This is a genomic window from Algicella marina (assembly GCF_009931615.1).
GTDB lineage: Bacteria > Pseudomonadota > Alphaproteobacteria > Rhodobacterales > Rhodobacteraceae > Algicella > Algicella marina.
Genome location: NZ_CP046620.1, coordinates 2,875,504 through 2,891,849 on the forward strand (window position 1 = coordinate 2,875,504; position 16,346 = coordinate 2,891,849).

Sequence of the window (16,346 nt, forward strand, 5' to 3'; positions counted from 1 at the left end):
GCTCCGAAAACCGGCAGTTATGTAGCGTTTTCTTCCAGCCGGGCGAAACCCGCTTCCGCCTGCGCAAAAACCCATTGACCCCCCTCAGGCGTTCAGCCTTACTGAGGCCACGTTGCCGCGCACCGGAAAAATCCGGGCCCGGCCCAAGGTTCACCAGTGGAGGTAAACACATGAACTTCGTCAAAACCCTCGTGGGGGCAGCCGCGTTGCTCGGCTCGGCCACCGCGGTTCTGGCCGACAGCCATTCCGAATTCAATCCCGCGGTCATCTTCGACCTCGGCGGCAAGTTCGACCGCTCCTTCAACCAGGCATCCTTCGAAGGCGCCTCCCGCTTCGCCGAGGAATTCGATGTCGAGTTCCGTGAATTCGAGATCCAGTCCGACGCCCAGCGCGAACAGGCGTTGCGCCGCTTCGCCGAACAGGGCAACAACCCGATTGTTGTCGCGGGCTTCGCCTATGGTTCCGCCATGGAAACCGTTGCCGCCGAATTTCCCGACACGAACTTCGCCATTATTGACATGGTCGTCGATCTGCCCAACGTCCGTTCCGTGGTGTTCAATGAACACGAGGGCTCCTACCTCGTTGGCATGATCGCCGCGATGAAATCGGAAACCGGCAAGGTCGGTTTCGTCGGCGGGATGGATATTCCGCTGATCCGCAAATTCGAGTGTGGATACATCGAGGGCGCAAAGGCCGCCAATCCGGAAATCGAGGTCCTGCGCAACATGACGGGCACCACCGGCGCGGCTTGGAACGATCCCGTGAAGGGCGGCGAACTGGCCAAGGGCCAGATCGATGACGGGGCCGATGTCGTCTATCACGCCGCTGGCGGCACGGGCCGTGGCGTTCTACAGGCCGCGGCTGATGCCGGGGCCTACGGTATCGGCGTGGACAGCAACCAGAACTACCTCCACCCCGGTTCCGTGCTCACATCCATGCTGAAGCGGGTGGACGTCGCCGTCTACAACGCCTTCAAGGATGCGAAGGAAGGCAACTTCTCTGCCGGCTTCTCCGTTCTCGGCCTCGCCGAAGATGGCGTTGGTTACGCAGTGGACGAGAACAACGAAGAACTGATCACCGACGAAATCTCCGCCGCGGTAGAAGATGCCAAGGCGAAGATCATCTCCGGCGAAATAGAAGTCCACGACTACATGTCTGACAACACCTGCCCCGCGGCAGGGTAACGCCGTGGCGATGACCGAAGACATGACGGGGCAGCCAACCGCTGCCCCTTCAACCCCTGCCATCGAGCTGACGGGCATTTCCAAGGCTTTCGGCCCTGTGCAAGCCAATAAGGACATCTCGATGACCGTTCAGCGCGGCACGATCCACGGGATCGTCGGCGAGAACGGTGCCGGCAAGTCAACGCTGATGTCGATCCTTTACGGCTTCTACAAGGCCGACAAGGGCGAGATAAAAATCGGCGGCACCCCCACCCAGATCAACAATTCCGATGATGCGATCCGCGCGGGCATCGGCATGGTTCACCAGCACTTCATGCTCGTACAGAACTTCACGGTGTTGGAGAACGTCGTTCTCGGCGCCGAGGATGGCGCCCTCCTGCGGCCCAGCCTCGCCAAGGCCCGAACCCTGCTGACCGATCTCGCGCACGACTACGAACTCGACGTCGATCCCGATGCCGTCGTCGGCGATCTCGCCGTCGGCTTCCAGCAGCGGGTGGAAATCCTCAAGGCCCTCTACCGGCAGGCCGACATCCTCATCCTCGACGAACCCACCGGCGTCCTCACACCCTCGGAGGCGGACCACCTGTTCCGCATCCTCGAAGGGCTGAAGCGCGAGGGCAAGACGATCATCCTGATCACCCACAAGCTACGCGAGATCATGGCCGTGACGGATACTGTCTCCGTCATGCGCCGCGGCGAGATGACCGCCACCGTCAAGACCTCCGAAACCAGCCCCGCCGAACTGGCCGAACTCATGGTCGGCCGTCGCGTCCTGCTGAAGATCGAGAAGAAACCGGCAGAAGTCGGCCAGACCATCATGGAAGTCCGCGGCCTGCGGGTGGTGGACGAAGATGGCGTCGTCCGCCTCAAGGATCTCGATATCGACCTCAAGGCAGGCGAGATCCTCGGCGTCGCGGGCGTCGCGGGCAACGGCCAGTCCGCCCTGCTCGAAGTTCTCGGCGGCATAACCGAAGCCGCCGCCGGCACCGTCACGCTCAACGGCCAACACCTGGACCTCAAGGGCGGCGACGACGGCCGCGACCGGCGGCACAAGGGCATCGGCCATGTACCGGAGGATCGCCACAAGCTCGGCCTCATCATGGCCTACACGGCATGGGAAAACGCAAGCTTCGGCTACCACGACCGCCCCGAGTACCAGAAGCGCGGCGGCCTGTTGAATCGGCTGTTCATGCGCGACGATGCCCGCGCCAAGATCGAGAAGTACGATGTCCGCCCGCCAAACTGCGACCTCAAGGCCGCGAACTTCTCGGGCGGCAACCAGCAGAAGATCGTCATCGCCCGCGAGATCGAGAGCAACCCCGACGTCCTCCTCGTCGGCCAGCCAACCCGCGGCGTCGATATCGGCGCCATCGAATTCATCCACAACGAGATCGTCGCCCTGCGCGACAAGGGCAAGGCCGTCCTGCTCGTCTCCGTCGAACTGGAAGAAATCCTCGCCCTGTCCGATCGCATCATCGTCATGTTCGACGGCAAGATCAGCGGCGAACGCATGCCCGACGAGACCGACGAAAACGACCTCGGCCTCCTGATGGCGGGCATCGACCCCAAGGCGAAGAGGGCGGAATGATGGCACGTGGATCTTCCATAGAATTGTTTTTCGTAGACGGCCAGCCCGATGGCATGGTTACCGCCGAGATGTTCAACTGGACGGGCCACGTCCTCCGCGCCCCTCGACTTCAGGTCAAGGATGCCTTGAGTCGCCAGCAGTCAAACGGCTCGGGTATCTACATACTTTTGGATGATCTGGCGTTTCCAACTCAAGCTTATGTTGGCGAAGCCGAAAGCATCAGCCGGCGCATACGAGATCATGACTCCAAAAAAGATTGGTGGACCGTCGCAGTCATCTGCACCACCAGTGCCGACAGTCTTAACAAGGCGCATGCCAAATATCTCGAAGCGAGACTTTTAGAAATCGCAAATACTGTCAAAACAGTATCGCTCGACAACGGCAACGTTCCTTCAAGACCCGGACTTAATGAGGCCGCATGTGCGAACATGGAAGCTTTTCTGGACAACCTTCTGATGGTATTGCCGGCAATTCGTATTGATATCTTTTCCGACAAGACACAGAGCCCCGCTGAAACCAAAAGTAAAATGCGCGGCAACGAGTCGGAAGAACTATTCACTTTGTTTTTTAAGAAGGAAGGCATTAATGCTTCTGCCAATCTGATCGGCGGCCACTTCGTTGTTAAAGAGGGTTCGGATGCTCGGAGCAGTTGGGTGGGACAAGACGCTCCCTACAGGAACCTTCGTTCAGAACTTGAAGCAAAGGGGATCATAGTCCCAGCCGGCGCGAATGCTCGGTTTGCTAAGAGCTATGAGTTTCGCAGTCCTAGTGCTGCCTCTGCCGTGATCGTCGGACGACCGGACAATGGAAGAATGTCCTGGCGCCACGCAGAGACCGATCGCACGTATGCGGAATGGGAAGCAGACAAACTCTCGGAGACTTCGGATGAAGCCGTCGTGACCCCTTGGGAGTTGGAGGGAGTGAAATGACCAAATCCCTCCCAGCCTGGGCCGACGTCGTCCTGATCCCCGCGATCAACGTCCTGCTCGCCTTTCTCGTGGCGGGGCTTGTGGTGCTTTTCATCGGTGAGGATCCCGTCCGTGCGATGGGCATCATGATCAAGGGTTCGCTCGGCTCCTCCTACGGTGTCGGCTACACACTCTTCTACACCACCAACTTCATCTTCACCGGCCTCGCCGTCGCCGTCGCCTTCCACGCTTCGATCTTCAACATCGGCGGCGAGGGGCAGGCGGGCGTAGCAGGTGTCGGCGTCGCCCTCGTATGCCTGACGTTCGACCAGACGCACTGGCTGCTGACCCTGCCAATTGCCGTCATGGGGGCAGCGCTGTTCGGTGCCGGATGGGCGGCCATTCCGGCATGGCTGCAGGCCAAACGCGGCAGCCACATCGTGATCACCACGATCATGTTCAATTACATCGCTGCCGCGCTGATAATCTATCTGCTCAACAACTACCTGAAGGTTCCCGGTGCCATGGCGCTGGAAACCCGAGGGTTCGCCGAAGGCGCACAGATCCCCGCCATGCACGAGATCGCGGGCTGGTTCGGCGCCAAAATGTCGCGCACGCCGATGAACCTGTCGTTCTTCCTCGCCCTGCTCGCCGCCTTCGGCGTCTGGCTGCTGATCTGGCGGTCGCGTATCGGCTACGAAATCCGCGCCTTCGGCTTCTCCGAGAAGGCGGCCGTCTATGCGGGCATCCGACCGGTCCGGATCATCATGATCGCCATGCTCCTGTCGGGTGCCCTTGCCGGGATGATGGCGATCAATACCGTCATGGGTTCGGAAAAACGTCTTGTGCTGGACAGCGTCCTCGGCGCCGGTTTCGTCGGCATCGCCGTCGCCCTGATGGGCCGCAGCCACCCGGTGGGCGTCATCCTCGCGGCGCTTCTTTTCGGTATCCTCTACCAGGGCGGCGCCGAGCTGGCTTTCGAAATTCCCGCCATTCCCTCACAGATGATCCTGACCATCCAGGCGCTGATAATCCTGTTCACCGGCAGCCTCGAAAACATGGTCCGCTTCCCCGTCCAGAACCTTTTCCTGCGCTTCAACCGACCACCAATGCCCAAGCGTGGCCAGACGGAGGCTGCGAAATGATCGAGTATCTGCCGCCTCTCCTCCTCGCCTGGTCCATACAGATCACCGGCGTACTGTCGCCCGGCCCTTCGGTTGCCCGCATCCTCGGCATCGCCACGTCTCAGGGGCGGGGTCCGGCGCTTGTCACCGTGCTTGGCATAGGGACAGCCTCCATCGTGCTGTCACTCGCCACCGTGCTGGGCATGGCCGCAATTTTCGCACAGGTCGCCGAATTGATGACGATCGTGCGTTTCATCGGTGCAGCCTACCTGCTCTGGCTGGCCTACGGCGCCTTCCGCAAGGCCATCACCCCCCCAACTCTTGAGATCGGCACCCCGGCCCGCAGCAGCACCGGCCGTCTCTGGCTGGCAGGGTTCCTGCTGCAGGTTACCAATCCCAAGGCCATTCTCTTCTGGCTGGCCATCGCCGCCATTGGCGGTGTCGGCGAGGCACCAACGCCTGTCGTCGCCGTCTTCATCACCGGCGCGTTCGTCATTTCTGTCGCCGGCCACGGTCTCTGGGCGCTGGTCTTCTCTGCCGCGCCGATCCGCAGGGCCTATCTCGCCGCCCGCCGCCCGGTGGAGACCCTACTCGGCACCTTCTACGCCTTCGCCGCGTTCAAACTCGCCACCGCGAGGAGCTGACCCATGGAATTCACCGACATCATCCAGCTTCTCTCCTCTACCCTGCGGCTTTCCACGCCGTTGCTTTTCGCCTGTCTCGCCGGTCTGTTCTCGGAGCGGGCGGGAATCTTCGACATCGGGCTTGAGGGCAAGATGCTCGCAGCCGCCTTCGCGTCTGCCGCCGTCGGTGCCTGGGCCGCGCTCCCGCCGATAGCCGATCCGTATCCCGGCCAGTTTTCGGGCCTCGGCCTTGGCTGGTCGGCGGCCGCTCTCGCCGTTCTGGCGGGCATCCTCGCCTCCATGCTTCTGTCGCTTCTTCACGGCTTCGCCTCCATCACCCTGCGCGGCAACCAGCTCATTTCCGGCGTGGCAATCAACTTCCTCGCTTCCGGCGTCACCGTCCTCGTCGGGGTCACCCTGTTCAACGCCGGCGGCCAGACGCCCAACCTGCCCGACGTGGCCCGGTTCAAGGAACTGGCCCTGCCGCTGGCCGACACGCTGCGGGGCGTCCCCATTCTCGGCCCGCTGTATTCGGAGGTGATCTCCGGCCAGAACCTGCTCGTCTACGTCGGCTTCCTGACAGTGCCGCTGACATGGTGGATCCTCTTCCGCACCCGCTTCGGCCTGCGCCTTCGCGCCGTGGGCGAGAATCCGGGCGCGGTCGATACCGCCGGCGTCTCCGTCACCTTCCAGCGCTATTCCGCCGTGCTGATCTGCGGCATCCTTTGCGGGCTGGCCGGCAGTTACCTGTCGATGGCAACGGCCGCGGCAGGGTTCGGTCGGGAAATGTCGGCAGGGCGAGGCTTCATTGCACTGGCCGCGCTGATCTTCGCGAAATGGCGCCCGTGGCAGGCCTTCGGCGCCTGCCTGCTCTTCGGACTCCTGGAAGCAGTCGGCTCCAAGTACCAGAGTCTCGACATCGGCCTTTTCACCATTCCGGTCCAGTTCATGCAGGCCCTGCCCTACATCCTGACGGTCGTGATTTTGGCAGGCTTTGTCGGCAAGGCCATCCCGCCACGCGCAGGCGGTGTGCCGTATGTGAAGGAACGGTAGTTACCCCACCGCGTTCTTCGCCCCGCCCGGAACAAGGCGCGTAGCGCTTCTGCGCCTCAAGCCGTTTCATAATCCTTGCCGATTGCCTCCCGCCGGACCGCGAGCTAGAAACCGGAGGAGCCAGAAGGACCGCCGCCATGACAGCAACCGACCTTACAGCACTCATCCAATCCCGCGCAGGCAATGAGCCGGTAAAGGTCGGCCTTATCCTCGGCTCAGGCCTCGGTCATATCGCAGATACCGTCGAGGGCACCGCGATCGACTACACAGAGCTGCCCGGCTTTCCGCATGCAGGGGTTTCCGGCCACAACCCCAAGCTCGTCATTGGCAATCTAGAAGGCACCCGCGTCGCCGTGCTGGGCGGCCGCGCGCATTACTACGAAAAGGGCGACGCCTCCGCCATGCGCCTGCCCCTCGAAATCCTGAAAGCCCTCGGCGCGACGGAGATCCTGCTCACCAACGCCGCCGGATCGTTCCGCAAGGACATTCCGCCGGGTGACCTGATGCGCATCTCCGACCACATCAATTTCTCCGGCCGCAACCCGCTGATCGGAGAGCCGTCCGACAGCCGCTTCGTCAACATGACGGACGCCTACGATCCCACCATCGCCGCCGCCCTCTCCGAGGCAGCTCAGGCCGAGGGAATCGATCTCCTGCACGGCACCTACGCCTGGTATTCCGGCCCATCCTTCGAAACCCCGGCAGAGATCCGCGCGCTCCACATTCTCGGCGCTGATGCCGTCGGCATGTCCACGGTGCCCGAGGTCATCCTCGCCCGCTTCCTTGGCCTGAAAGTGGGCGCGATCTCCACCATCACCAACATGGCCGCCGGCATGTCCGACGAGGTGCTTTCCCACGAACACACCAAGGCGATGGCCCCGAAGGGCGCCGCGAAGCTGGAAAAGATCCTTCGCCGCTACCTCGCCACCCGCACCTGATGCCCGCGCCATTCGATAAGCCTGCGATCCGCACGAAGATCTATGTCGGCACCGACATGATCGGCGGAGGCAAGGTCGACTTCCTGCAACTGGTCGCAGACCACGGCACCATCGCCGCCGCGGCGGCGGACATGGGTGTCACGACAACTCGCGCGTGGTTTTTTCTCGATACGCTGCAAGCCTGCTTCGCAGCACCGCTCTTCGAAGGCCCGCGGGAGGAAAATGCCCCAATCACCATCACGCCGCTCGGCCACGAACTGATCGCCCGTTTCTCCACTCACGCCGACGCCGTGCGGGAGACCGCGCGCCCCTTCCTCGACTGGTTGGCAGAGGTTCAGCCTCGAAAGGACTGAGATTGGCGAACGACGGAACCGGCACGCCCGTCGAATAGGCACTCCATCTCTCGACAGAGCCAGTTTCCACTTCCGGGCACGCCAGCACACGCCGCCACTGGCAAAGTGAATCGCGCTGGTCTAGGCTGAAAAAAAGCCAGCCAGAGCCAAGCGAATGCAGATCTACCTTCCTATCGCAGAGGTCTCCGTCAACGCATTCCTGTTGCTGGGTCTCGGTGGTCTGGTTGGCGTTCTTTCGGGCATGTTCGGCGTCGGCGGCGGTTTCCTGATGACACCGCTCCTTTTCTTCATCGGAATTCCGCCAGCCGTGGCCGTGGCCACAGAGGCGAACCAGATCGTTGCGTCCTCGTTTTCAGGCGTCCTCGCCCATTTCCGGCGCAAGACGGTCGATGTCCGAATGGGCCTTGTGCTGCTCGCCGGCGGTCTTGTCGGCTCCTATCTCGGCGTCCGCCTGTTTGCCATCCTCCGCAGCGTCGGACAGGTCGAACTGCTCGTGACCCTCTGTTACGTCGTCTTTCTCGGTGTCGTCGGCGGGCTGATGTTCATCGAAAGCCTGCAGGCGATCCGCCGCACCCGCGATCCGGCGGCTCGCCCGAAGCCGCGCAAGCATCATTCCTGGGTCCACGGCTTGCCGCTGAAAATGCGCTTCCGCCAAAGCCAGCTCTATATCTCCGCCATCCCGCCCTTCGTCATCGGCATGGCCGTCGGTGTGCTCGCCGCGATCATGGGGGTCGGCGGCGGCTTCATCATGGTGCCGGCGATGATCTACATCCTCGGCATGCCCACCAAGGTCGTCGTCGGCACCTCGCTGTTCCAGATCATCTTCGTCACCGCCTTCACGACGCTGATGCACGCCACTCAGAACCAGACAGTCGATGCTGTCCTCGCGGTGCTCCTGCTACTTGGGGGCGTCATCGGTGCCCAGATCGGCACCCGCATCGGCGTCCGCATGAAAGCCGAACAATTGCGCATCCTGCTCGCCATCCTCGTGCTGGTTGTCTGTGGCAAGCTGGCCTTCGATCTTGTCGCCACACCGTCGGAACTCTTCTCCATCGGGCAGGGCGGGCATTGATCCGCGCGGCGCTCCTCCTCCTTGCCCTGCTCGCAACCCCGTTACGGGCGCAGGAGGATGTCGTCGGCGCCCTCAGCCAGAACACAGTCGCCATTACCGCCAATTTCAACGGCTCCGAAATCTGGGTCTTTGGCGCGGTCAAACGCGATCAGCCAGTGCCGGAGGATGCCCAGCCGCTGGAAGTTCTCATCACCGTCCGTGGCCCGGACGAGCGGGTGATGGTCCGCAAGAAGGCTCGCACCTTCGGTATCTGGGTAAACCGCGACGCCGTAGAGGTTGACGTGGCCCCCAGTTTCTACGCCATCGCCTCCACCGCCCCGCTCTATCAGATCATCTCCGAGACGGAACGCCTGCGTCATCGCATCGGCTTCGACCAGGCAGTCCGCCTGATCGGGGCCCCGTCCGACGTGGAACACCCGCGGGACTTCGCCCGCGCCGTCACCCGCATCCGCCGCGAAAACGGCCTCTACACGCAGGACGAAAGCACCATAGCCCTGAACGACGAAACCCTGTTCACCACGCAGATCGCCCTGCCCTCCAACCTCGTCGAGGGGGCCTATACCGCCCGCATGTTCCTGCTGCGCGGGCGTGAGGTGGTGGCAGTCACGCAGGTGGCGATCGACGTGCGCAAGGAAGGGCTGGAACGCCTGATCTACACCACCGCCCACGAACGGCCGCTGCTCTACGGCCTGCTCTCCCTTGCTGTTGCACTCTTCGCCGGCTGGGCCGCCTCGGAGATCTTCCGCCTGCTTCGGCGGTAGCAGCAGGCACACCCGTCAGGCGTTATCCCCTTGGTAAGACCTCCCGTCCTATATCGTCCCAATGACACGGGACGACCTGCTCCAGTACGATCAGAATTTTGAAATTTTCGTCGCCAGCTACAAGCCGCACCTGCGCTCGCCGGGCTATGAGGACAGCCTGCGCCGCGCCTATACCCTCGATGCCCGTTTCATGGAGGAGTTTCGCATTCTCCGCCGTTACCTCATCGCCGATGACAACAACTGGGGCGAGGATATCACCCGCCACCTGTCACGGCAGAGCGCTCTGCCCGGCACCTTTTCGCCAGAGAATGCGAAGCTGCTGGCCCGCCTTTACCGGGAACATGTGAAGATCTTCATTACCGGCCGCTTTGACAGTTGTTATCTGGACAGTATCGAGACCATCGCCCTCTTCTACATCTTTCACGATATCCGCACACTCTGGATTACCGGTGCCTACCGGGAGAAGACCAGCCGCCTGATGGATCTCGTCTGCGCCCGTTTCTCGCTCAACAAACGCCTTCCCATCGGCCAGACCCTGCGGGCGCTCTCCGGCACGCTGATCCTGGAGGTCAACCAGATCCAGCGCTGCTTCACCATGTATGAGCGTTATGTCAGTTCGGCCCTGCTACAGGACCTGACCTTGACCGGCATGCTCGAACCCCAGGCTGCACCAACCGATGCCGTCGCGTCCCGCATCACATCCCCCGGAACCTGATCATGCTTTCAGAAACCCAAATCGCCCTTGTCCAGAAAAGCTTCACCCGCGCCGTCCCCCGCGCCGAAGTGCTGATGATCCGCTTTTACGAACGCCTGTTTGAACTTGCGCCCGAAACCCGGTCACTCTTCCCCGAGGATATGCAGGCGCAACGGGCCAACGTCGTGTCGACGCTGGCCACCGTGGTCCGCTCCCTCGCAAACCTCGAACCACTGCTCGCCGACATCCGCGCTCTTGGCATGCGCCACACCGGCTATGGTGTGAAGGATGAGCATTACGCTATCGTCGGTGAAGCCCTTGTCTGGTCGCTGGAAGAAACGCTCCGCCCGGCATGGAATGACGCAACAGCAGACGCCTGGGCAGAGGCCTACCGGATCCTCGCCGACGTGATGATCGAAGCAGCGCACGGCAGGTCAAACGACGGCCGGAACTGACGGTCACGGTTCCTGCCACTGTCGGCGCAGTTTTTCGCCGATCAGGCAGTCCGTCTTCGCAACACGCCGAAACCGCGCCGGACGCTCTGGCTGCCACCCAGCCACTTCCAGGATCAGCTTCTGACGGATGGAGGCAACCAGGCGATCCATCTCGCGAATGGGAATGACAAAGGCACTGTCGCCGGTGATCACGCAATCCTCATAATAGAAGTCGAGGTCCCGGATCGTGTAGGCCCCACCCGGCGTTTTCACCATGAACGGCAACCCGTTCACCTCGATGCCCTTGGCGGCCAGCGCGTCGCGCACGGGCTCCACCGGCCGACCGGTGTTGTTCGGCCCGTCCCCGGATATGTCGATCACCCGCCGCGTACCATGAAAATCGTTCGTTTCCAGTTCCTCGCCCGCCACTTCCATGGCAGCGGAAATCGAAGTGCCCCGCAAATTGCCCACCGGCGTCTGCCGCAGGGCCTGCGCCGCCACCGCCGCATCCTCCGGTCCTTCCAGCACCATCCAGTCCAGAAGCAGCCGCACCTGCCCCGGACCACCCCACTCGAACATCATCAGCGCCACACGGCCGTGGGCGCCCATGCCGAAGGCCGAGGTCACAGCCGGGTGCTCCAACGCCGCCGCATAGCCTTCACGCTGCAACGTCAACTCGTCGTAATCCATGGAGCGGGAAACATCGACGGCCAAAACCAGTTCGACATCCACCGCCACTTGCGCCTGTACGGCAACAGGACTTGCAGCCGTCAGCAGAACTCCCAGAATAGCCGTCAGCCGCATCGCGCATCCTCCTATCTGAAAGGTCAGCCTAGCATGTCCGATCCCTTCTTCCAGCCTGTTTCGGGCTTCGATCTGCCACGCTTCGCCGGTGTGCCCAGTTTCATGCGCCTGCCGCATGTACCGCGGGATCATCCCCGGATCGGCGAGGTGGAAATCGGCCTGATCGGCGTGCCCTGGGATGCCGGCACCACCAATCGCCCCGGCCCGCGCCACGGCCCCCGCCAGTTGCGCGATTTTTCCACCATGATCCGCGCAATCAACCCAGCCACCGGCATCGCCCCATTCGAGCAGGCAAATTGCGCCGATCTGGGCGACGTACCGCCAAACCCCGCCGATCTGCAGGACAGCCTTCGCCGTATTTCCGAATTCTATTCCGACGTCACTGCCCGCGGTATCACCCCCCTCACCGCAGGCGGCGATCACCTTTGCTCTCTGCCTGTCCTTCGGGGCATCGCACGTCCCGATGCGCCCTTGGGCATGATCCATTTTGATGCCCACACCGACCTTTTCGAAAGCTATTTCGGCGGTTTCCAGTATACCCACGGCACCCCTTTTCGCCGCGCGATAGAGGAAGGCCTGCTCGATCCGAAGCGCGTCGTCCAGATCGGCATCCGTGGTACGATGTACGACGGCGAAGATATCGAATGGGGCGAGGCTCAGGGCGTACGCATCATCAGGATCGAGGAATTCTTTGATCGCGGCATCAGTGACGTGATGGCCGAGGCCCGCCGGATCGTCGGCGATCAGCCCACCTATTGCAGCTTCGATATAGACTTTGTCGATCCCGCCTACGCCCCCGGCACCGGCACTCCAGAAATCGGCGGCCCCACCAGCTTTCAGGCCCAGCAGGTCATCCGCGAACTGTCCGGCGTGAACCTTGTCGGCGCTGACCTCGTCGAGGTTTCGCCGCCTTTCGATCAGTCGGGCGGCACGGCCTGGCTCGGCGTCTCGTTAATGTTCGAACTTCTTTGCATCCTGGCCGAGGCGCGCAATCGCAGGAATTGAACAGAGAAAAGGCGCGGCCCTTCCGGACCGCGCCTGCAACTTTTTACCTTGAAAATCGATCAGGCAGCTTCGCCGACAAACTCCAGCGACATCTGCTCGATACCGGCCGCGATGCCGATGCCCTCACGGCCGCCAACACTTACAGGCTGCAAGGTGATGCTGTCGCCGATACCGCCCACCAGCATGCGGGCAGAGGCCCCGAGACCCAGCGCCGCATCGGCACTTACACCGGCATATTCACCGGAAATGAAACCTTCGTCGAACCGGCCCGTCGCGGACACGACGGCCCATTTCAGCACTTCGGCATTCTCAATGCTGAGGTCGATGCCCAGCTTGCCGATTTCAGCGTTATAGACTTCGGAATAATTTGTGCCAGCCACGTCAAAGACACAGCTGTATTCGGCTTCGGAAATGACGACGAAGTTGGTTCCGCCCGTCAGTTCACACGTCAGTATCCCGGCTTCCAGCGAGCCCTTGCCCGTCGGCTCCGCTTCCGTGGTTTCGCTCTGGGCAATTGCCGCGCCGGCAATTGCGGAACCTGCCAGTACACTCAGTGTCACGTTACGAATGTTCATCGTCTTTCTCCTTTATCACGCAGTTGCGATACGGGAGGGCAACGAACGCCCCGCCGGAAGGTTCCTCGCCCAACCGCCCCTCAAACAGCTCCGCCTTGCCCATCCGCCACTGCCCCTCCTAAACTCGCTCGCAACCATGAGCACGTGCAGGGGGCAGCCATGTCTGAAGTTTTTTCTTTGAAATCAGGGCTGAAGCTGCCCGGAATCGGCTTCGGCACCTGGAAGATGGGAGAGCGGGCCGAGATCCGGCAAACGGAGAAATCCGCCCTGCTGAGGGCCATGGATCTCGGCTTCACTCTTTTTGACACCGCTGAAATGTATGGTGAGGGCCGCACGGAAACCCTGCTGGGCGAGGCCTTGGCGGAGCATGGCCGCGACGACCTGATCCTCGTATCCAAGGTTTACCCGTGGAACGCCGGTTCTTCGGATATGATCGCCGCCTGCGAGGCATCGCTCACCCGCCTCGGCACCGACATGATCGACATCTACCTCCTCCACTGGCCCGGTTCCGTGCCATTCGAGGAAACGCTGGAAGCGGCGGAGCGGCTGAAGGCCGCGGGCAAGATCCGCACCTTCGGCATCAGCAATTTCGACACCTCGGCGCTGGAGGAGATGGAGAGTCAGGGTCTCCTCGCCACAGTCGAACTCAATCAGGTGATGTACAACCCGGCTCGGCGCGGAATCGAATACGATCTTCTGCCCGCCCTTTCCCGTCTTGGCATCAGCGCGATGGCCTACACCCCGCTGGAACCGGCGCGCCTTTCCGGCAACGCCGGCTTCGCGGAACTGGCGGCTGAGGTCGGTCTTACTCCGCCTCAACTCGCATTGGCATGGCACGTCACCCGCGGCGCCGCGATCCCCATCCCCAAAGCCGGCTCACCCGATCACGCAGACGCACTCTGGCAGGCCAGCCAACACCGTTTGTCGGCGGAAGACATGGCACGGATAGACGCGGCCTTCCCGCCACCCAGCGGTCCGCAACCGCTCGACATCCTGTAAGGTCAGGTTTCCGGCGCGCTCAACTCCAGCGGTGCGTTCTCGGCCACCAGATCCGCGGTCGAGAGCCCGGCCTCCGGCCGTGCCAGCGCATAGCGCGTCACCCAGTCCAGCCGTTCCTCCGCGCGGGTTATCGCCACATAGGCCAACCGCTTCCACAGCGGCAGCCCGGCTTCCATCCGGCCGACCCGCGCCGCCGCATACAGGTCCGGCGCAAACACCTGCACCCGTTTCCATTGCGATCCCTGCGCCTTGTGGATGGTGCAGGCGGCCCCGTGAACGAAGGCCGCACCCATGCGCGCCGCCGAGGCGATGAACGGCTCTTCCTGATCCGGTGCCTCGATCTTGATCAGTGCCGCCACGCTCACCTGCGGCTCTTCCGCACCGAACACGTGCAGCCTTGCGAACCCCGGCTTGCGGCCCTCCTTCAGAAACACCGTCTGCGCCCCCTTGATCAGGCCACGCGCCTCCAGGTCGATCCGTTTCTTGCGATGCTTCAGCGGCAGTTCGATGCCGTCGCAGATCAGCGGCTCGCCCGGCAGCAACGCATTTTCCGGCGCACCATAGGCCCGCCGCCACGCCTGAATCAGCCGCACCCGCGTTGCGTTGCGCCAGACCAGCACCGGGCTCCGGGCCATCAGCCCGGCATCGACCCTACGCGCCACCTGCACCCGCTCATCCGCCGCCGCCAGTTCCTCGATCCGCTGTTCGAAATGGTGAAACTCCACCTCCGGGTCGCCCAGCATGTGCGCCAGATCGAGGATCGGGTTGTCCGCCGCCTGCCTGTGGATACGGCTCAGCATCAGCTTCCGGCCCTTCGGCAACGCATCGAAACTCATGTCGCCCGATTGCCCTACGGGCGCAAGTTGCGCAGGGTCGCCGAACAGCACCAGCGTAGTAAAGATCTCCTGCAGATCTTCCAGTTGCCGCTCATCCAGCATCGACGCCTCATCGACAAAGCCGATGTCCAGGGGGTCGTCACGCCGCTTCCAGCCGGTGATGAAGTCACTGCCCCGCAATCCCGCCGTCGCCAGCGCTCCGGGGATGCTCTTGTGCGCCTGGTAGAAGGCCAGCGCCCTGTCCAGCGCCCCGTCCGTCAGCCCTTCGACCACCGGCCTTTCGCCCTCTCCGGCCAGCCATTCCGCGATCTTCTCGTATTCCGGGTCATAAACCGGCGTGTAAAGAATGCGATGTATGGTCGTTGCCGCCACCCCGCGCCCGCGCAGCACACTCGCCGCCTTGTTCGTCGGCGCCAGCACCGCCAGCGTCCGCTTGTCCTTCTTCTTGCGGCTTTCCCACTCGCCGGAAATGATTTCCACCCCGGTGCCTTGCAGGGCATCGACAAGCTGGGCCAGCAGCATCGTTTTGCCCGACCCGGCCTTTCCCAGCACCGCCAGCGTACTGTCCCGCGCCTCCGCTCCCGGTGTCAGCGTTCCGTTCACCAGATCGACGCCAGCCTTTTCGAGTTCGCTGGACACACGGTCCCAGGCTTCGGCCTGATCGTCGGAAAGGGCGATGGACAAGTTCATGCCCTCTCATACGCGGCCCGGCACGGGGAGAGAAGAGGCATCAGGGCTTCAGGCCGCCGCCTTGGTCTCGGGCACGCGTGAGGGAAAGGAGGCATCGAACCATGTCCGCCCAAGGTCTTCGTCCAGGCCTGCGGACGCCGCGATCCGGGCACGTATCTCTTCGGAAAATGGCCACAGGCCCGCACAGATCCGCGCCCTGCCCTCGCCCGCTTCACCGATCACTTCCGGCTCCCAGCCGATCGACCGATATATCCGCCGCATCCGCGCATCAAAGACCCCGATTGACGAAAGCAGACCGAAACGCAGCCCCAGTTCATGGCCCGCCAGCATCACGCCCCCGGCGATGCGCTTGCCGTCGTCATGCGCATCGGGCGAGATGCAGAAACGTGTGCACTCCCAGATCAGCGGGCTCTGGATGGTCACGCCACCGGTCAGATGCAGAAAATGTTCGTTCACCATCGTCCGCCCCAGCGTCGGCAATATCCGCATACTGCCCTTGTGGCGCCCGTCCGACCCCTCCCACATGATATACATGGGATTGACGGCATCGTATTCGTCGCGCTCGAACCCATTGGCATCGACGCTCACGTCCCACTTCAGGCGCTCTTGAAACTGCGCCGCCCGATCGCGGAACATCGTCTCCGCCAGCAGCGGCACAGTGGCGAGTTGGTCGGCATAGATAAAACGGATCATGGTTCTGGCTCC

General features: G+C 62.6%; 18 protein-coding genes. 14 read left to right on the plus strand and 4 right to left on the minus strand.

What is annotated here, in order from left to right; translation table 11 throughout:
• The first annotated feature begins 170 nt into the window (after window positions 1–170).
• The 12 genes from GO499_RS14170 to GO499_RS14225 all read left to right on the plus strand — a co-directional run bounded on the left by GO499_RS14170 (window position 171) and on the right by GO499_RS14225 (window position 10,753).
• Window positions 171–1,184 carry a BMP family lipoprotein gene (locus GO499_RS14170; RefSeq protein ID WP_161862784.1) on the plus strand — a complete coding sequence of 338 codons (1,014 nt, stop codon included), beginning with the start codon at window positions 171–173 and terminating at the stop codon, window positions 1,182–1,184.
• Window positions 1,185–1,194: 10 nt separating this feature from the next.
• On the plus strand, window positions 1,195–2,772 hold the full coding sequence (locus GO499_RS14175; protein ID WP_161863997.1) for an ABC transporter ATP-binding protein: 1,578 nt from the start codon (window positions 1,195–1,197) through the stop codon (window positions 2,770–2,772).
• Complete coding sequence (locus GO499_RS14180; RefSeq protein WP_284154754.1) at window positions 2,769–3,701, plus strand: GIY-YIG nuclease family protein; 933 nt, start codon at window positions 2,769–2,771, stop codon at window positions 3,699–3,701. Before GO499_RS14175 ends, GO499_RS14180 begins: the two co-directional genes overlap by 4 nt.
• Window positions 3,698–4,825 carry an ABC transporter permease gene (locus GO499_RS14185; protein WP_161862785.1) on the plus strand — a complete coding sequence of 376 codons (1,128 nt, stop codon included), beginning with the start codon at window positions 3,698–3,700 and terminating at the stop codon, window positions 4,823–4,825. Before GO499_RS14180 ends, GO499_RS14185 begins: the two co-directional genes overlap by 4 nt.
• The gene (locus tag GO499_RS14190) at window positions 4,822–5,448 is read left to right on the plus strand and encodes a LysE family translocator (protein WP_161862786.1); all 627 of its coding nucleotides are present in this window, start codon (window positions 4,822–4,824) and stop codon (window positions 5,446–5,448) included. Before GO499_RS14185 ends, GO499_RS14190 begins: the two co-directional genes overlap by 4 nt.
• Before the next feature lie 3 nt (window positions 5,449–5,451).
• Window positions 5,452–6,480, plus strand: coding sequence for an ABC transporter permease (locus GO499_RS14195; protein ID WP_161862787.1), 1,029 nt, complete (start codon window positions 5,452–5,454; stop codon window positions 6,478–6,480).
• Between the two features lie 137 nt (window positions 6,481–6,617).
• Window positions 6,618–7,418 carry a purine-nucleoside phosphorylase gene (locus GO499_RS14200; RefSeq protein ID WP_161862788.1) on the plus strand — a complete coding sequence of 267 codons (801 nt, stop codon included), beginning with the start codon at window positions 6,618–6,620 and terminating at the stop codon, window positions 7,416–7,418.
• Window positions 7,418–7,771: a winged helix-turn-helix domain-containing protein gene (locus tag GO499_RS14205; RefSeq protein WP_161862789.1), complete on the plus strand. Its 354-nt coding sequence runs from the start codon at window positions 7,418–7,420 to the stop codon at window positions 7,769–7,771. The genes GO499_RS14200 and GO499_RS14205 overlap by 1 nt, the downstream gene beginning before the upstream one ends.
• Before the next feature lie 154 nt (window positions 7,772–7,925).
• Complete coding sequence (locus GO499_RS14210; RefSeq protein ID WP_161862790.1) at window positions 7,926–8,843, plus strand: sulfite exporter TauE/SafE family protein; 918 nt, start codon at window positions 7,926–7,928, stop codon at window positions 8,841–8,843.
• Window positions 8,840–9,604, plus strand: a complete 765-nt coding sequence (locus tag GO499_RS14215; RefSeq protein ID WP_161862791.1) for a TIGR02186 family protein — start codon at window positions 8,840–8,842, stop codon at window positions 9,602–9,604. Before GO499_RS14210 ends, GO499_RS14215 begins: the two co-directional genes overlap by 4 nt.
• Window positions 9,605–9,665: 61 nt before the next feature.
• Window positions 9,666–10,319, plus strand: coding sequence for a hypothetical protein (locus tag GO499_RS14220; RefSeq protein ID WP_161862792.1), 654 nt, complete (start codon window positions 9,666–9,668; stop codon window positions 10,317–10,319).
• Between the two features lie 2 nt (window positions 10,320–10,321).
• Window positions 10,322–10,753, plus strand: a complete 432-nt coding sequence (locus GO499_RS14225) for a globin family protein (RefSeq protein WP_161862793.1) — start codon at window positions 10,322–10,324, stop codon at window positions 10,751–10,753.
• Between the two features lie 3 nt (window positions 10,754–10,756).
• Here the strand turns inward: GO499_RS14225 and GO499_RS14230 are convergent, their stop codons facing one another.
• Window positions 10,757–11,536, minus strand: coding sequence for a DUF1194 domain-containing protein (locus tag GO499_RS14230; protein ID WP_161862794.1), 780 nt, complete (start codon window positions 11,534–11,536; stop codon window positions 10,757–10,759).
• A 33-nt stretch (window positions 11,537–11,569) separates the two neighbouring features.
• Between GO499_RS14230 and speB the strand changes: the two genes are divergently transcribed.
• The gene (gene speB, locus GO499_RS14235) at window positions 11,570–12,541 is read left to right on the plus strand and encodes an agmatinase (RefSeq protein WP_161862795.1); all 972 of its coding nucleotides are present in this window, start codon (window positions 11,570–11,572) and stop codon (window positions 12,539–12,541) included.
• A 59-nt stretch (window positions 12,542–12,600) separates the two neighbouring features.
• Here speB and GO499_RS14240 read toward each other — a convergent pair whose 3' ends face one another.
• Complete coding sequence (locus tag GO499_RS14240) at window positions 12,601–13,116, minus strand: DUF992 domain-containing protein (RefSeq protein ID WP_161862796.1); 516 nt, start codon at window positions 13,114–13,116, stop codon at window positions 12,601–12,603.
• 159 nt (window positions 13,117–13,275) lie between these two features.
• On the opposite strand from GO499_RS14240, the gene GO499_RS14245 reads away from it, so the two are divergent.
• Window positions 13,276–14,115 (plus strand): aldo/keto reductase, encoded by an 840-nt coding sequence (locus GO499_RS14245; RefSeq protein WP_161862797.1) that lies wholly within the window; start codon window positions 13,276–13,278, stop codon window positions 14,113–14,115.
• 2 nt (window positions 14,116–14,117) lie between these two features.
• Here the strand turns inward: GO499_RS14245 and GO499_RS14250 are convergent, their stop codons facing one another.
• The gene (locus GO499_RS14250; RefSeq protein ID WP_161862798.1) at window positions 14,118–15,641 is read right to left on the minus strand and encodes an ATP-dependent DNA helicase; all 1,524 of its coding nucleotides are present in this window, start codon (window positions 15,639–15,641) and stop codon (window positions 14,118–14,120) included.
• Between the two features lie 48 nt (window positions 15,642–15,689).
• A complete protein-coding gene (locus GO499_RS14255) occupies window positions 15,690–16,334 on the minus strand; it encodes an acyl-homoserine-lactone synthase (RefSeq protein WP_161862799.1) in 645 nt (214 codons plus the stop codon).
• Window positions 16,335–16,346 lie beyond the last annotated feature (12 nt).

Excerpts from the sequence above, each read along its gene's own strand:
- GO499_RS14170 (WP_161862784.1), top strand. The coding sequence starts at position 171 with ATGAACTTCGTCAAAACCCTCGTGGGGGCAGCCGCGTTGCTCGGCTCG.
- GO499_RS14175 (WP_161863997.1), top strand. The coding sequence starts at position 1,195 with ATGACCGAAGACATGACGGGGCAGCCAACCGCTGCCCCTTCAACCCCT.
- GO499_RS14180 (WP_284154754.1), top strand. The coding sequence starts at position 2,769 with ATGATGGCACGTGGATCTTCCATAGAATTGTTTTTCGTAGACGGCCAG.
- GO499_RS14185 (WP_161862785.1), top strand. The coding sequence starts at position 3,698 with ATGACCAAATCCCTCCCAGCCTGGGCCGACGTCGTCCTGATCCCCGCG.
- GO499_RS14190 (WP_161862786.1), top strand. The coding sequence starts at position 4,822 with ATGATCGAGTATCTGCCGCCTCTCCTCCTCGCCTGGTCCATACAGATC.
- GO499_RS14195 (WP_161862787.1), top strand. The coding sequence starts at position 5,452 with ATGGAATTCACCGACATCATCCAGCTTCTCTCCTCTACCCTGCGGCTT.
- GO499_RS14200 (WP_161862788.1), top strand. The coding sequence starts at position 6,618 with ATGACAGCAACCGACCTTACAGCACTCATCCAATCCCGCGCAGGCAAT.
- GO499_RS14205 (WP_161862789.1), top strand. The coding sequence starts at position 7,418 with ATGCCCGCGCCATTCGATAAGCCTGCGATCCGCACGAAGATCTATGTC.
- GO499_RS14210 (WP_161862790.1), top strand. The coding sequence starts at position 7,926 with ATGCAGATCTACCTTCCTATCGCAGAGGTCTCCGTCAACGCATTCCTG.
- GO499_RS14220 (WP_161862792.1), top strand. The coding sequence starts at position 9,666 with ATGACACGGGACGACCTGCTCCAGTACGATCAGAATTTTGAAATTTTC.
- GO499_RS14225 (WP_161862793.1), top strand. The coding sequence starts at position 10,322 with ATGCTTTCAGAAACCCAAATCGCCCTTGTCCAGAAAAGCTTCACCCGC.
- GO499_RS14230 (WP_161862794.1), bottom strand. The coding sequence starts at position 11,536 with ATGCGGCTGACGGCTATTCTGGGAGTTCTGCTGACGGCTGCAAGTCCT.
- speB (WP_161862795.1), top strand. The coding sequence starts at position 11,570 with ATGTCCGATCCCTTCTTCCAGCCTGTTTCGGGCTTCGATCTGCCACGC.
- GO499_RS14240 (WP_161862796.1), bottom strand. The coding sequence starts at position 13,116 with ATGAACATTCGTAACGTGACACTGAGTGTACTGGCAGGTTCCGCAATT.
- GO499_RS14245 (WP_161862797.1), top strand. The coding sequence starts at position 13,276 with ATGTCTGAAGTTTTTTCTTTGAAATCAGGGCTGAAGCTGCCCGGAATC.
- GO499_RS14250 (WP_161862798.1), bottom strand. The coding sequence starts at position 15,641 with ATGAACTTGTCCATCGCCCTTTCCGACGATCAGGCCGAAGCCTGGGAC.
- GO499_RS14255 (WP_161862799.1), bottom strand. The coding sequence starts at position 16,334 with ATGATCCGTTTTATCTATGCCGACCAACTCGCCACTGTGCCGCTGCTG.